This is a genomic window from Pantoea sp. AS-PWVM4, assembly GCF_000468095.1.
Lineage (GTDB): Bacteria > Pseudomonadota > Gammaproteobacteria > Enterobacterales > Enterobacteriaceae > Pantoea > Pantoea phytobeneficialis.
Genome location: NZ_ASZC01000004.1, coordinates 192,543 through 206,668, shown reverse-complemented (window position 1 = coordinate 206,668; position 14,126 = coordinate 192,543). Strand labels below are relative to the sequence as shown.

The following is a 14,126-nucleotide window of genomic DNA, read 5'->3' as shown; positions in this document are numbered from 1 at the left end:
TTTCTGATGAAAAAGTTCCTGTTTAGTACACTCGCCGCCGTTATCCTCTCTTCGTCCTGGTCGGCGCTGGCTGCGCCGGTTGACACCGTGGTGTTGGTACACGGTGCGTTCGCCGATGGCAGCAGTTGGAATCAGGTGATCCCGCAACTGCAATCCCATCATCTCAAGGTGATCTCCGTTCAGCTGCCGCTGACCTCATTACAAGATGATGTGGCCGCAACCCGGCGTGCGATAGCGCGTGCGCCGGGTAATGTGGTGCTGGTGGGGCATTCATGGGGCGGTACGGTGATCACCGAAGCCGGGAACGATGCACGCGTCAAAGGTTTGGTATATATCGCAGCCTTCGCGCCAAACGCCGGGCAATCCACCGGTGAGCTGGCAGGGAGTTATCCACCTCCGGCGGGTAGCGCGGATATCACCAAAACGCCGGACGGTTTCCTCTATTTGCCTGCCGCCACGGTGGCGAAGGACTTTGCCGAAGATAGCCCGGCTGCCCGGCAGAAAACCCTGACGGTGACACAAGGACCGATCCGCGCAGCGGCTTTTGGTGACAAAGTCAGCCAGGCTGCCTGGACGCAAAAACCGAGCTGGTATCTGGTCAGTACCCAGGATCGCATGATCAACCCGGATCTGGAACGGGCGATGGCACAGCACATTCACGCCCACACCCGCAGCGTGGCCGCCAGTCATACCTCAATGTTGAGCCATCCCACCAGCGTCGCGCAGATCATCACCCAAGCGGTCGATGGCAGTAACGCCCAATAACCCACAGGGGAAAAAACCTATGTCATTCATTATTGCGTTTCTCGCCGGGATGTTGACGTTGCTGAGTCCCTGTACGTTGCCGGTGATCCCGTTGGTGTTTGCCAGCGTGCGCGGTAAAAAAGGTCAGATGGTCGCTCTGCTGGTGGGGATGGTGTTGGTCTTCACCGTCGTGTCTCTGCTGATTTCGGTCGCCAGTAGCTGGGTGGTGCAGGTGACGCAAGCGGGGCGCTGGCTGGCGTTGTTATTCCTGGCACTGACGGCCGTCACGCTGCTTTCGACGCGGGCGGCCCAGGTAATCACCGCACCCTTGACGCAGTTGGGTAACCGTATCAATGACGCCAGCAATCGACGTAGCGGCCTCGCCGCAGCGCTGCTGGCGGGGTTGGCGATTGGCATGTTGTGGTCGCCCTGCGCCGGGCCGGTGCTGGGGGCGATTCTCAGCCTGGCGATCACCGCCAAAGATCCCCTCTCCGTTGGCTCGCTGCTGATTGCCTATGGCAGCGGTTGCGCACTGATGCTGGCGCTGCTGTGGTTTGCCGGGCGGGGATTGCTGGCCCGCCTGCGTCCAGGGTTGGCGGTAATGACACGTATACGTCAGGGGGCGGGCGTGTTGATGTTGGCTTCGGTGGCGTTACTGGCCAGCGGCAGGCAGGGCGTTTTACAGGCAGGGCCGCAGCTGGCGCAAAATCTTGAACAGCGCTTAAGCCACTTCCTGCCGGCCAGCGCCCCCAAAATCACCCCGGTGCCGGTGGTCGAGCAGACACACAGCGGCTTCCCTGGGCTGGAGGGGGGAACCTCCTGGTTCAACAGCGTGCCGCTCAATCGTGCCGATCTGAAAGGTAAGGTGGTGTTGATTGATTTCTGGACCTATGACTGCATCAATTGTCAGCATACGCTGCCGCATGTGCGTGACTGGGCGAAGAAATACCAGGCGGAGGGGTTGACGGTCATTGGCGTTCACACGCCAGAGTATCCGTGGGAACGCGACCCGGCGGCGGTGGCACGCGCCATCAAGCAGTGGGGATTACCGTATCCGGTGGTGGCCGATAATAACTACGCCATCTGGAATCGTTTCGGCAATATGTACTGGCCTGCACATTACATTTTCGATGCTCATGGTCAGTTGCGTTACACCGCGTTTGGCGAAGGGGATTACGCCGGGCAGGAAAAGGTGATTCAGCAACTGTTGCAGGAGGCAAAAGCCTGACGTAGCGGCGCGATTTATCGCGCTGCTACGTGCGCGGGGCGGTAAAAACCCGCGCGATAAATCGCGCCGCTACGCGACAGTGAGCGCGCGCGATTCCAGAAACGCGGTGATCCCCGCTTGTCCCATCTCGCGTCCGATACCCGAACAACGAAATCCACCAAAGGGCGCACGGGGTTCATGTGTCAGGGTATTTATCATCACGCGTCCCGCCAGAATCTGCTCACCAATCTGGCGGGCATGGTTTTCATCTGCGCCAATTACCAACGCCGACAGGCCATATTGGGTATCGTTGGCAATGGCGATTGCTTCCTGCTCATCACGGTAAGTCAGCATGCACAGCACCGGACCGAAGATCTCGTCGCGTGCAATCGTCATCTCATTGCTGACATCGCTGAATAAGGTAGGTTTGACATACCAGCCGTCACGCAGAGCATCTGGTCGTCCGACGCCCCCGGTCAGCAAACGGGCACCCTGTTGCACGCCGATATCAATGTAGCGCTGGACCCGCTCCCATTGGCGCTGGTTAATCATCGGGCCGATGGTGGTCGCGGCATCTGCCGGAGGCCCCGAACGCTGGCGCTGCACGGCAGCGGTCAGTTCATGTTCAAACTCCGCTTTCCGATGTTCCGGCACCAGAATTCGCGTACCGGCAATACAGGCTTGCCCGCTGTTGATAAAGCCGGCCTGCACCGCCAGCTCGGCGGCATGGCGGGCATCAGCATCAGGTAAAATCAGGGTGGGGGATTTTCCACCCAGTTCCAGCGTGACCCGTTTAAAGCTGTCGGCTGCGCTGCGCAAAATGGCTTTACCTGTCTCGGTCGAACCGGTAAAGGAAATTTTCGCCACATCAGCACTGGTGCTGATGGCGTGGCCCACGCTGGCACCGCGTCCGGTGACGATATTGAATACGCCAGACGGCAATCCGGCGCGATCTAACGCCCTGGTCACCACGTCGGTTTGCCAGATGCTGAACTCGCTCGGTTTAATCACCGTGGTACAACCGGCGGCAATGGCGGTCGCCAGTTTATGGCAGATAAATCCGGCGTTGCTGTTCCACGGCGTGATCAACCCTGCCACCCCCAATGGCAGCATTTGTACCGTGGCGCGACCCGCCTGCTGCACAAAGGGGTAGGTGCGCAACTCGGTCATCACCTGTTGCACGACATCCGCTGGATAGCGCGCCATCCACTGCGAACGTGAAGCGGGGGCACCATATTCTTCGCGAATCGCCTCGTGCAACGCCTCTTCGCTTTGTTGCAGGACCTCGACCATATTGGCCAGCAACGCCAGGCGATCTGCGACGCTAAGGCGAGAAAAATCGGCAAAGGCAGCTTTGGCCGCCGCAATCGCTTGTAATGCATCGTTTTCATCTGCCAGCCGGGCTTTGCCGATAACGCTACCGTCAGCAGGTTTGATAATATCCAGCCACTCGGTGCCCGTCGGAGTGACAAAGCGGCCATTGATATAGATGTGTTCGAATGAGCGCATCAGGGGTTTCTCCTTGTTAGGCGGGTGTGCAGAGCAAGGTAGCACGCGGGCACTGGCGCTATAATCCGCCTAACCCTGCAAAGGGTATTGCGTCTGACGGAATAATCGATGAATCGAACCGGTATCAGTGAACTTGAAATTGTGCTGGCAGTGGCGCGGCGTGGCAGTTTTAGCGGCGCAGCCAGTGAGCTGGAGATCTCGCCTTCGGCGGTGACCAATGCTGTCGCGGCGCTGGAAAAGCGTCTTGGGGTGCGGCTGTTTAATCGCACCACGCGCAGCGTCGGGTTAACCGAGGCCGGGCGGCGTTTTACGCAGAAAATCGCTCCGGCGGTGGAGATGATCCGCAGCGCATCTGAAGAAGTTGCCAGCCAGCCCGCCGATCCCGCCGGGACGTTGCGTATCAATGTGCCGCCGGAAAGTTGTGCGCTGTGGTATGACGACATTCTGCTGCCGTTTCTCGCGCGCTATCCACGTATTCGCGCGGAGATCCACAGTCAGAAGGAGAAAGTGGATATTGTGGCGGCGGGTTATGACGCGGGTATCCGGCTGGCGGATGATATCCCGGCGGATATGATCGCGGTGAAGCTGACGCCACCGTTGCAGATGATTCTGGTCGCGTCCCCCGACTATATTTCCCGCTGTGGCGCACCGGAGCAACCGCAGGCGTTGAGCGATCATCCTTGCATCTGCATGCGTATGGCGGATGGCAGCATTTATCGCTGGGAACTGAGCCAGCAGCAGCGTCGCTATAAGGTTCAGGTCGAGCCGCAGTTGGTGGTGAATGACTTGGCTTCGGCGCAGAAAGCGGTCACCGGGGGATTGGGCATTGCCTGTCTGTCGCAGCGACATGTCGTAGCGGATATACAGGCTGGCAGGTTGGTGCGCTTAATGCCGGAGTGGCAGGTTAATCTTGGCGAGCTATGTCTTTATTATCCGGGCCACCGGCTGGTGCCACCGGCGTTGAAGGCGCTCACCGGCTTTGTCCGGGAGAGGTTTACGTAGCGGCGCGATTTATCGCGCAAAACGTTGATCGAAACGGAAGGGGATCTCCACCGCATTTTTAATCAGGGGCGCAAATTGCGGATGCTCGGGGTTGAGCAGGTAATTAAACTCAACCGGCGATAAGGCGCTGGGGACACGTAACGCAACAGATGCCTGGCTGTCGATCCAAAAATCACCAAACTCACGCAACGCAGCGGGGGCCTGCGCGGCCGCCCAGTCCTGCGGTAATTGCGCCGCATCAACCCATTGAATTAAATCGTCTGGCACCTCAATGCTTAACAGGGTGAAGAAATCGAGAATGCTGGCGCTTTGCAGGTGGATAAGGGTTTCCAGCATGGTGAGGGAGGCGGTTTCGGAAGCGTACACCATCGATACGCCGATGCTGTTCCAGCGACCGCCACCTTCCCTGGCACCGTAGCCGCTCCACGCCGAGCTGAGAAAACGCGTTTTCGTCATCCGATATAACTTCACGAATAGACACCGTGCTCAAGGCGGGTGATCAGTTTCAGCACTTCATAAGCGCCGGTTTCGGAGGAGACTAAATCGCCGGGTTTTTGATTACCGAGGGCGCGCGCAGGCTCGTTCAACCATTGCAGCGCCTTTTCTCTGTCGCCTTCAAACAGTTCCACGGCGCGATCCATGACGCGAATAAAACGCACCAGACGTTCGCTCTGTTCCGCAGTAAAACGGTTTTTTAGCCCACGGGTAAAGGTGGTGCCGGGGATGCCGGTCATATGGCGCAGATCAGCCTGCGTAATACGCGCCCATGACACGATACGGCTGGCGACGGAACCCTCGAGACCGGCATCAATCTGGCCCATCAATAGCACGCCATCGGCACTGGTTAACCCGGCGAACTGCCACAAACGCTCTGGCGTTACAGGGGTGGCCGGGAGAGTGAATTGTTTCATTGTGCACCTCCATTTGGTGAGTTAATTATAACCATATGGTGATGGAGTGCAATGTACTCAACGCAGGCTGGCGAGCAACCATTGCCCCAACTGCGCCAGTTCGGCCTGCTGTTGTGGATATTCACTCTCCAGACGCGTTAGTTGCGCGGCAACGGCTTCCGGGCGGTATATTACGCCGCTTAAACGTGCTGCCAGCGTTTCCAGCGGTGCCGGATTCAGGCTATCGGTAAAGATCTGGCAACGGCTGATGCTGCCGCGCTCAATGTCAAAATGGATCTCCACACCGCCCCAGCTAAAACGTTGGTCGAGCAGATGGGAGAAATCCGGTGCCTGGCCGAAATTCCACTCCCAACTGCTTTGTTTGGCAAATTGTTCGGCAAAACCGGGCAAATCAGGCAAGGCTTCAGGGGAGATAAATTCAGGCTGGCACTGATCCTGATAGTACGCGAACCACGACTGCGTGACCGCGTCACAAATTTTCGCATAACTGATATCCGGCATCAGTTCGATCAAATTTGCCACGCGTGAGCGCACGGAGCTAATCCCTTTGGCCTGCAATTTTTTGATGTCAGGATTGAGATAATCCGCCAGCCGTGACAGATCTGCGTTCATCAGGAAAGTACCGTGATGGAAACCGCGATCGGGTGTTTCGCGGTAGGCTGAGCCGGAAATCTTGCGCACATCGCCCGCCACATTGACCACGATATCATTACGACCCGAAGCCTCTGCGCTGATGCCAAGACTCGCCAGCGCGTGCAGGATAATCGCGGTTGAGACGCTTTTATCATATTCCGGTTTGCCAGCCATAAAGGTAAAGCAGCAGTTACCCAAATCGTGAAACACCGCGCCACCGCCACTGCTGCGGCGCGCCAGCTTGATGTGATCTTCCGCCATGCGCCGGGTGTTGCACTCTTTCCACGGATTCTGCGCGCGCCCAATCACAATGGTTTCCGCGTTTTGCCAGAGAAACAACACGCGCTGGGTGGTGGGCATCTGGCGGAAAATACAATCTTCTACCGCAAGGTTAAACCAGGGGTCGTTTGATTGGGACACTAACAAGCGCAAACTCGTCATACCGGACTCCGTTTCCATCATCAATGCGCCTGATGTTAAGCCATCCGCCACCAGTGAGCCAGTGCACAATCCTGGATTAAACTTTTTGCGCTAAAAAACACTAACCCATTGAAATGTTGTGCCCTTTGTCAGGATGCCCAAAGCGCGTCGGGCAATCACACATTACCCGGCGACATAATGCCGCCTATATCTGTAGGCGGTGAAGCAGCCTGCCTGGGGTTGCTCCTGAATCGCGGAGATAATAATGAAAATTGCTCTACGTCTGGCGTTGCTTACGGCGCTGACTTTTAGTGCGCCATTGCTGGCGCAAACCTTTGTTTATGTATCCGAAGCCAGTGACGGCAACATTGCCCGTTACAGTCTGAATGAGAAAACCGGCGCGCTGACCTTACTCGGGCAAACCTCCGCAGGGGGGAAAGTGATGCCGATGGCGCTGAGCGCCGATCATCATCGCTTGTACGCCGCGATCCGCAGCCAGCCCTTAAGGTTGATGAGTTGGACGATTGATGCGCAAAACGGCGATTTGTTGCAGGCCAACGAAACCCCGGCCGCAGCCAGTTATCCCTATATCAGTACCGACAGTCAGGGGCGTTTTCTGTTGGGTTCTTCCTATGATGGCGATGTGGTGCACGTTTATCGTCTGGCCGCTGACGGCAAGGTTATTGCACCGCCGGTGGCTGCGTATAAAACCGGCCATGCCGCGCACTCGGTGATTAGCGATGCAACCGGCCGTTCAGTTTATGTTGGCAACCTCGGGACCGATCGGGTGTTACAACTCAATCTTACCCCGGACGGCAGCCTGACGCCGATTGGCAGCGGTTTTGTTGCAACGGAAGCCGAGAATGGTGCGCGTCATTCCGTCATGTCGCCGGATAACCGTTATCTGTACAACATTGGTGAGATGGGCGGCATCATTACGCAATTTCAGCGCCAGCCCAATGGCGCGTTGAAAAAAATCGCCGAGTGGCCCAACGCTGTGGCAGCACAATATCATCTGCAACATGGTCGTGAGCGCCTGGCCGATTACAACGATCCCACACCGCGTATCTGGTCGGCGGATATCCGTATCACCCCGAATGGTCGTTTCTTGTATGTGACCGAACGCACCAGTAGCACGGTAACGGGTTATCGCGTTAATAAGCAGGATGGCAAATTAACCTTAATCGGCAGTTGGCCGGTGGAAAAACAGCCGCGTGGCATTGCGATTTCGCCCGATGGACGCTGGTTGATTGCCAGCGGAGAGAAAAGCAACGTCACCGGCAGCTACGCCATTAATCGACGCAGTGGGGTGCTCAAACGCGTTGGCAGCGCACCCGCTGGTGGCGATGCGAACTGGGTGACGGTGGTGAGTTACTGAAAACGTTAATCATCAGCAAGGCGCTAAAATGTGTGCCTTGCTGATGATATGCTTTGATTGGCAACGGTTTCCAGGTTTTGTAAGCGATCGATAATGATGTCAAAGGCCAGGTCTGTGCCATAAAACATTCCGGCAGCCTGCATAGCTTTATAATCGCGCGCCAGTGCACTCAGCATTTCCTTTTCAGGTAATAATCTTATCCCTCCAGATAAGCAGGCATCGTAATTGCTGAACCCACTGTAAAAGAACGTTTTCTTAATCTGCACAACATCCAGCAACAGTGACAAATCGTTCAAAGCACAATGACCAATTTTATGCGAGGCCAGTTGTGCCAGGTCATACCAATGTCGTGAAAGACGGTGGGCATTTTCCCTGATGTTTGGACGATGGCATTCGGCATGAATGAGCGTGACTTTTTCCCAGAACGTTCTCATTGGGGACAAGACGGAGATACGGGCGACAGGAAAAATCATGTCGGGTAAATAAGTTGCGATATCAGCGGTAATCGTTAGTTTATCCTGAGGGAGCACCGCATTACGTCCACCAAATTCAATCAGAATATGAGGGCGCAGGTAGGTACTACTGTGATTAACTGCGCTGGGATAAAAGATGCGCAATTCTTCGCCATTTGTACTCACCTCAAGGTTGATACTTTTACCTGGATGAGATCGCTTCAAGGAGGTTTGCAGGGCGGGAGCTAACGCAGTTGCAATATGTTCGGCAAGCCTGTGTTTTAAAGTATCAGATAACTTTTCACGTTTACTGCGGGAAAGCGTTTGAAGCGCTATCTCTTCATCCAACAAGCTGCGGTAATCAATGGTGACATCAATATCTTCGGAAAAACGCTCAATGGCCTGGTAGACCTTCGAAAGAGAGGTTCCGCCCTTGAAAGCCATAGGCTTACGACACGGCAAATCAAAGAGCAGGTTTAATACTTCACACAACCATATGTCTTTTTCGAGAATCTCAGCCCGACGGCCTGTCTGTGCAGAGAGGGCATTGAGAATGTCTGCCTGATCGGCCAGTTCCAGATGTAAAAAGTGAAATTGCGTTGCTGAAGCGACTCTATGATTTATAACTTCCTTGTTTTTCATACTGATTTAGTGCCTCGATCATCCAAAATGGCATCGCTGATTTTGCATTGCAAAGCGCCTGAAACTCTTCCACGGGGAGTTTCTCTTTGATGCAGGCAATGGTTTCCTGTGAAACCTGGTGTCGTCCCAGATACCACAATGCCGAGAGCGCCTGTCCAGCCAGACGTCCTGCCAGCACCAATTTTCGCGCGGCAACATGTTGTAAACGCAGGGTCATTTTACCCAATTGAATATTGCGCGTTGTACCGCTGGTATAAAACACCGGTTGTACCGGCATTTGGGTGGTGAAGCCAAAGCGTCTTGCGGCTTCTGCGCCATGGATCTCAATTTGGGCACCCTCTACTTTGGCTACCGTTCTGGCGACCACTTCTGCGGAAGGCATAACTTTTAATCCAAAACGGTTGATTCGGGGAACGAGGTAAAGCCCATGACCAATTCGCTCAATATGGCCGGATTTGCAGAAACGAGTAAGCGCTTGATCGATAGATGCACGGGAACCCACTTCGGCAAACAGTGAGGGAGTGAAAGGTTCCCCGGTTGGTTGTGCCGCAATCAGCTCTCTGATTGCCTGAGTTGTGGACATGGTGACCTCCGTTTGTCAGATATTTTATGAAAAAATCTGACATTCAACAAGTTCAGGTTGTCGATTTCACCCATACCAACTGTACCCCCTTGGCACGCGAGAAAAGCCGGCTTCTTTCAGCGCGCCAAGCAGCGGGGATTGTCCGGCGGGTTGATCGTCAACACGTTCCAGGGTAAAGCTGAGGTGTTTTTCCCGTCGAAGGGCTACGCCCAGTGCCAGCACTGCGGCATGTTGTTCATCGAAGGTGGCGTTGGTGGCAAACGTCATCAGTTCCTTACCGCCTTGCGGCAGATACAACAACACGCGACCAGCGGCGATCACCACCAGTGCGCCTTGACGGCGGGTGGGGCGATTTCCGGCCAGGCTGAGCGGCCACGGCAATTGCACACCGAAGGGGTTAGCGGGATCGAGCACCGCCAGCGCTACCGGGGTCCCCACCTGGCGTGGGCTATTGGCGAGTTGGCGCAGGCGATCAATCACCCTGTGGTCAGCGAACTGGGCGGCTCCCATGCCTGCGACAAAGCGGCCACGCAGCAAACGGCCGCTATCTTCCAGGCCACGCAACACCGGTTGCAATGCCGGAAAACCGCCGGGCACCTGCTCGGCGATAGCCGCGCCGCGACTGACGACAGCAAAGCGATCGAGCATATTTTCCGTCAGTGCCAGGGCGCGCTCGGTGTCGGCCAGCGTCGGGCGCGCCAGTAACGACCAGCGGCCCGCCATGCTATTGAGGCCGGGACCGCTGGCAACGAGGCGGGTTGGGGCAGCATACCCCCGATGTCCATGACGATGGCGGTGGGTACGTGGTCGCGGTGTGCTGGCATGACCGGTAACGCTGCGTAAGGCTGACCAGGTGTCGGTGGTGAGATAACCGCGCCAGGCCAGATCCCACATGGCCTGGTAAATCAGGGTGGGATCGCCTTCCTCAGACGTGAGGCGCGGGACCAGTTGGCGCACAAACCAACCGCTCCCATCCTGTAACAGCGTCAGGATCTGTTGTTGCAACGGCGTCAGGGCGACGTTTTGTCCTTGATCCGCGGGTGGCAAGGTTTCGGCGGCATACTCGCTCAGATGCAGTGACACCATCCCTTCTGCGGCTGCTGCGGTACGCTGTCCATGCCAGACCACTTCGCCACTGGAGAGCAGTTCGTCCAGCATCGCAGGCTGATAATCGCGCACCCGCGCCGGGAGGATCTGCGTTTCCCACAGCGCGGCAGGCAGGGCAATTCCCGCTAACTGTTCAATCACCCGCACCACGCCGTTGACGCCACTCAACGCCCCCTGAGCCTCACGCGCGCTGGCATCGCTGATGACTCCCTGACGCTCCAGCAGCAGGGTGACATAGACCGCCGGATCAACCGGTTTCGTGGCCTCACGCGCCGCCTGGAGCGAGCGCAGGCGCAGGCGACGGAACACATTTTCCGCCACCCACTGCGGTTCATCATCGTCAGCAGTGGTGAAGTCACCTTTCATCAGTTTGCCCTGCTGACGTAATTCTTCCAGCGCATCGGTCACCACGGCGACACCAAGGCCGAAGTGACGGGCGAGGTCTTTGCCGGTGAATAACGCGTGGGTACGGGCATAGCGCTGGAGCAAATCATATAACGGACGTGTCACGGGCTGGAGCAAGGCTGGCGGTAGTGTATCCGGCACGCGGCATCCCAGCGCATCACGCAGACGCGAGGCATCTTCTGCCAGCGCCCAGCGTGTCTCACCGGCAATGCTGACGCAAAAGATGCGCTGTGCCTGTTGCAAAGCCTCTAAACCGTCACTTAACGCCTCATCGCCGCTGTAGCGCAGCGCCAGTTCTGCGTGGGTTAACGGACCGACCTCGCGCAGCAGGTCTGACAACGCTTCGATACTGGTGGCGTGATAGCTGGCAGGCAGACGCTGTAACTCTTGTTCCACCCGCGCCACCATGTCAGCATCGAGCAGCTCACGCATATCCACTTCACCGAGCAGTCGCTTCAGCAGTTTGCTGTCCAGTGCCAGCATCGATGCGCGTTTCTCCGCCTGGGGAGCATCGCTGGCATACATAAATTCCGCCACATAACCGAACAACAGCGGTGCCGCAAAAGGCGAAGGGGATTCGGTGGTGACGTCTGCCAGCTGAATCTCTCCCTGTTGCAGACGTGCCATCAGATGGTGCAGGGCAGGAAGATCATAAACATCCTGCAAACATTCACGGGCGGTTTCGATCAGGATGGGAAAATCATCGAACTGGCGGGCAACTTCCAGTAACTGCCCGGCACGCAGTCGCTGCTGCCATAACGGCGAGCGTTTGCCCGGATTGCGGCGTGGCAGCAGCAGGGCGCGGGCGGCACACTCGCGGAAGCGGGCGGCGAACAACGCCGACTGACCGACCGACTGGCTCACCACCCGTTGCAGTTCATCCGGCTCAAACAGGAACAATTCAGCGCCAGGTACGCGACCGTCGCTATCGGGAAAGCGGGCGACGATACCGTCATCACTGGCCACTACGGCGGGATCGATGCCCATGATCCGGGTGATCCGCTCAGCCACCGCCAGCGCCCAGGGGGCATGGACGCGTTGACCATAGGGTGAATGCAGGATGACGCGCCAGTCGCCGGTTTCATCCCGACAACGCTCAATCAGCAGCGTACGGTCGGTGGGGAGCACGCCGGTCGCCTGGCGCTGCTCGGCGATCAGCGTCTGAATATTATGACGGGCATGGTCATCCAGGGTGTCGGCTATGGGGGCACCCTGATCAACCTCGCGCAGATAGCGCCCAATGGCTTCACCTAATGCGGCAGAACGCCCCACACCTTCGCCATGCCAGAATGGCAGACGCGCCGAACGCCCCGGTGCTGGTACCACCAACACCTGATCGTGGGTGATTTGCTGGATACGCCAGGAGGTAGCGCCGAGGGTAATAATGTCGTTCACCCGCGATTCATACACCATCTCTTCATCCAGTTCCCCGACTCGCCGCGCGCCAGTTTGTTCTTCTCCTTCCGGCAGCATCACGCTAAACATGCCACGGTCCGGGATGGTGCCGCCGCTGGTGACAGCCAGATGCTGCGCACCGGGGCGGCCACTCAGGGTGTGATTATGTCGATCCCAGATAATGCGCGGGCGCAGATTGGCGAATTCGTCTGAGGGGTAACGTCCGGCCAGCATATCCAGTACCGCTTCGAACGCGGCGCGTGGCAACGAGCGGAACGGATCGGCGCGCCGTACCAGAGCAAACCAGTCATCAAGCTGCAACGTCTCCATCGCGGCGGCGGCGACAGTCTGCTGGGCCAGGATGTCGAGCGGATTGTGAGGCGGGGCGATAGCATCCAGGTCGCCTGCCAGCATCGCTTCAACCGTGACGGCAGTATCCAGCAAATCACGCCGGGTACGGGGCCAGAATATTCCTTTGGGCGTGCCGCCCACCTGATGTCCGGCGCGTCCGACACGTTGCAGAGCGCTGGCGACCGACAGTGGCGCACCCACCTGAATCACCAGATCGATATCGCCCATATCGATACCCAGTTCGAGGCTGGAGGTCGCCACTACGCAACGAAGTTCACCGGCTTTCAGGGCGGTTTCAATCTCCAGGCGCTGCTCCTTTGACACCGAACCGTGGTGCGAGCGGGCGATCAGGTTGTCCGGCGTCTGCGTGCGTTTTTCCGTGCCGCCGGTAAAGGAGCCGTAATCAAAGGAGGCTTCCGGTGCGGTCGGCTGCTCACCCAACTGGCGGGCGTAGCGTTCATTCAGGCGCGCGGTGAGTTTCTCAGCCAGCCCGCGCGAGTTGGTGAACACCAGCGTGGCGCGGTGGCGCAGCACTTCGTCAAGAATGCCCGCTTCAATATGCGGCCAGATCGACCCGGCGGCGAGCGTGGCATCCTGCGCAGCCTGGCTGTCCGGACGTTGCTGGATGTCAGTCATATCAGCCACCGGAACGGTGATGGTCAGTTGCAGTGGACGCTTCGCCGCCGGATTGACCACCAGGGTTTCGCCCACCCCTCCGAGAAAACGCGCCACGGCCTCGGGGGGACGTACGGTCGCGGATAACCCAATCCGCTGCGCCGGTTGCGCCAGCAATGCATCGAGTCGTTCCAGACTGAGCGCCAGATGCGAGCCGCGTTTATTGCCCGCTACCGCATGGACTTCATCGACGATCACCGTGGATATTCCCCGCAGCGTTTCGCGCGCTTTGGAGGTCAGCATCAGAAACAGGGACTCAGGCGTGGTGATCAGGATATCCGGCGGGCGGCGTTGCAACTGCGCCCGCTCAGCGCTGCGTGTATCGCCAGAACGCATCCCCACCTGCAAGGTGATTTCCATTTCATCCTGCTGGCGGCGTTGTGCCTCCACCCCCGCCAGCGGCAATTGCAGGTTGCGCTGCACATCGGCGGCCAGCGCCTTCACCGGCGAGATATACAGAATGCGGGTTTTATGACTGCGGGCAACTGCATCTGTCTGACTGCGCTCGCGAAATAGCGCATCGATGGCATGCAGAAAGGCCGCCAGCGTTTTACCCGACCCGGTTGGTGCAATCACCAGGCAATTTTTACCACTGGCGATGGCCTGCCAGGCTTCCGCCTGAACGGGGGTGGGGGAAGCAAAAGTGGCTCGGAACCATGCCTGCGTAGCGGGTAAGAAATGTTGGAGAGCTGCGTCTGACATCCGATTTCCC

Annotated in this window: 11 protein-coding genes; 4 read left to right on the top strand and 7 right to left on the bottom strand. The window is 57.6% G+C overall.

What is annotated here, in order from left to right:
• Nucleotides 1–6: 6 nt before the first annotated feature.
• Complete coding sequence (locus L579_RS05585) at nt 7–765, top strand: alpha/beta fold hydrolase (RefSeq protein ID WP_021183303.1); 759 nt, start codon at nt 7–9, stop codon at nt 763–765.
• A 19-nt stretch (nt 766–784) separates the two neighbouring features.
• Nucleotides 785–1,972: a cytochrome c biogenesis protein DipZ gene (locus L579_RS05580; protein ID WP_021183302.1), complete on the top strand. Its 1,188-nt coding sequence runs from the start codon at nt 785–787 to the stop codon at nt 1,970–1,972.
• A gap of 69 nt (nt 1,973–2,041) precedes the next feature.
• On the opposite strand, the gene L579_RS05575 is transcribed toward L579_RS05580, so the two are convergent.
• Nucleotides 2,042–3,460 (bottom strand): aldehyde dehydrogenase family protein, encoded by a 1,419-nt coding sequence (locus L579_RS05575; protein WP_021183301.1) that lies wholly within the window; start codon nt 3,458–3,460, stop codon nt 2,042–2,044.
• 108 nt (nt 3,461–3,568) lie between these two features.
• Between L579_RS05575 and L579_RS05570 the strand changes: the two genes are divergently transcribed.
• The gene (locus tag L579_RS05570) at nt 3,569–4,462 is read left to right on the top strand and encodes a LysR family transcriptional regulator (RefSeq protein WP_021183300.1); all 894 of its coding nucleotides are present in this window, start codon (nt 3,569–3,571) and stop codon (nt 4,460–4,462) included.
• 9 nt (nt 4,463–4,471) lie between these two features.
• Here L579_RS05570 and L579_RS05565 read toward each other — a convergent pair whose 3' ends face one another.
• Genes L579_RS05565 through L579_RS05555 form a run of 3 tightly spaced genes read right to left on the bottom strand, consistent with a single transcriptional unit; the run spans nt 4,472 to nt 6,447 of the window.
• A complete protein-coding gene (locus L579_RS05565) occupies nt 4,472–4,933 on the bottom strand; it encodes an RES family NAD+ phosphorylase (RefSeq protein ID WP_036625260.1) in 462 nt (153 codons plus the stop codon).
• Nucleotides 4,930–5,373 (bottom strand): type II RES/Xre toxin-antitoxin system antitoxin, encoded by a 444-nt coding sequence (locus L579_RS05560; protein ID WP_021183298.1) that lies wholly within the window; start codon nt 5,371–5,373, stop codon nt 4,930–4,932. Before L579_RS05560 ends, L579_RS05565 begins: the two co-directional genes overlap by 4 nt.
• A 57-nt stretch (nt 5,374–5,430) precedes the next feature.
• Nucleotides 5,431–6,447 carry a lipoate--protein ligase A gene (locus L579_RS05555; RefSeq protein WP_036625368.1) on the bottom strand — a complete coding sequence of 339 codons (1,017 nt, stop codon included), beginning with the start codon at nt 6,445–6,447 and terminating at the stop codon, nt 5,431–5,433.
• Nucleotides 6,448–6,691: 244 nt separating this feature from the next.
• On the opposite strand from L579_RS05555, the gene L579_RS05550 reads away from it, so the two are divergent.
• Nucleotides 6,692–7,804, top strand: coding sequence for a lactonase family protein (locus L579_RS05550; RefSeq protein ID WP_021183296.1), 1,113 nt, complete (start codon nt 6,692–6,694; stop codon nt 7,802–7,804).
• 23 nt (nt 7,805–7,827) lie between these two features.
• On the opposite strand, the gene L579_RS05545 is transcribed toward L579_RS05550, so the two are convergent.
• The 3 genes from L579_RS05545 to L579_RS05535 all read right to left on the bottom strand — a co-directional run bounded on the left by L579_RS05545 (nt 7,828) and on the right by L579_RS05535 (nt 14,116).
• Nucleotides 7,828–8,898: a nucleotidyl transferase AbiEii/AbiGii toxin family protein gene (locus tag L579_RS05545; protein WP_021183295.1), complete on the bottom strand. Its 1,071-nt coding sequence runs from the start codon at nt 8,896–8,898 to the stop codon at nt 7,828–7,830.
• A complete protein-coding gene (locus L579_RS05540) occupies nt 8,870–9,481 on the bottom strand; it encodes a DUF6088 family protein (protein WP_021183294.1) in 612 nt (203 codons plus the stop codon). The genes L579_RS05545 and L579_RS05540 overlap by 29 nt, the downstream gene beginning before the upstream one ends.
• A gap of 66 nt (nt 9,482–9,547) precedes the next feature.
• The gene (locus L579_RS05535) at nt 9,548–14,116 is read right to left on the bottom strand and encodes an ATP-dependent helicase (protein WP_021183293.1); all 4,569 of its coding nucleotides are present in this window, start codon (nt 14,114–14,116) and stop codon (nt 9,548–9,550) included.
• Nucleotides 14,117–14,126: the final 10 nt, after the last annotated feature.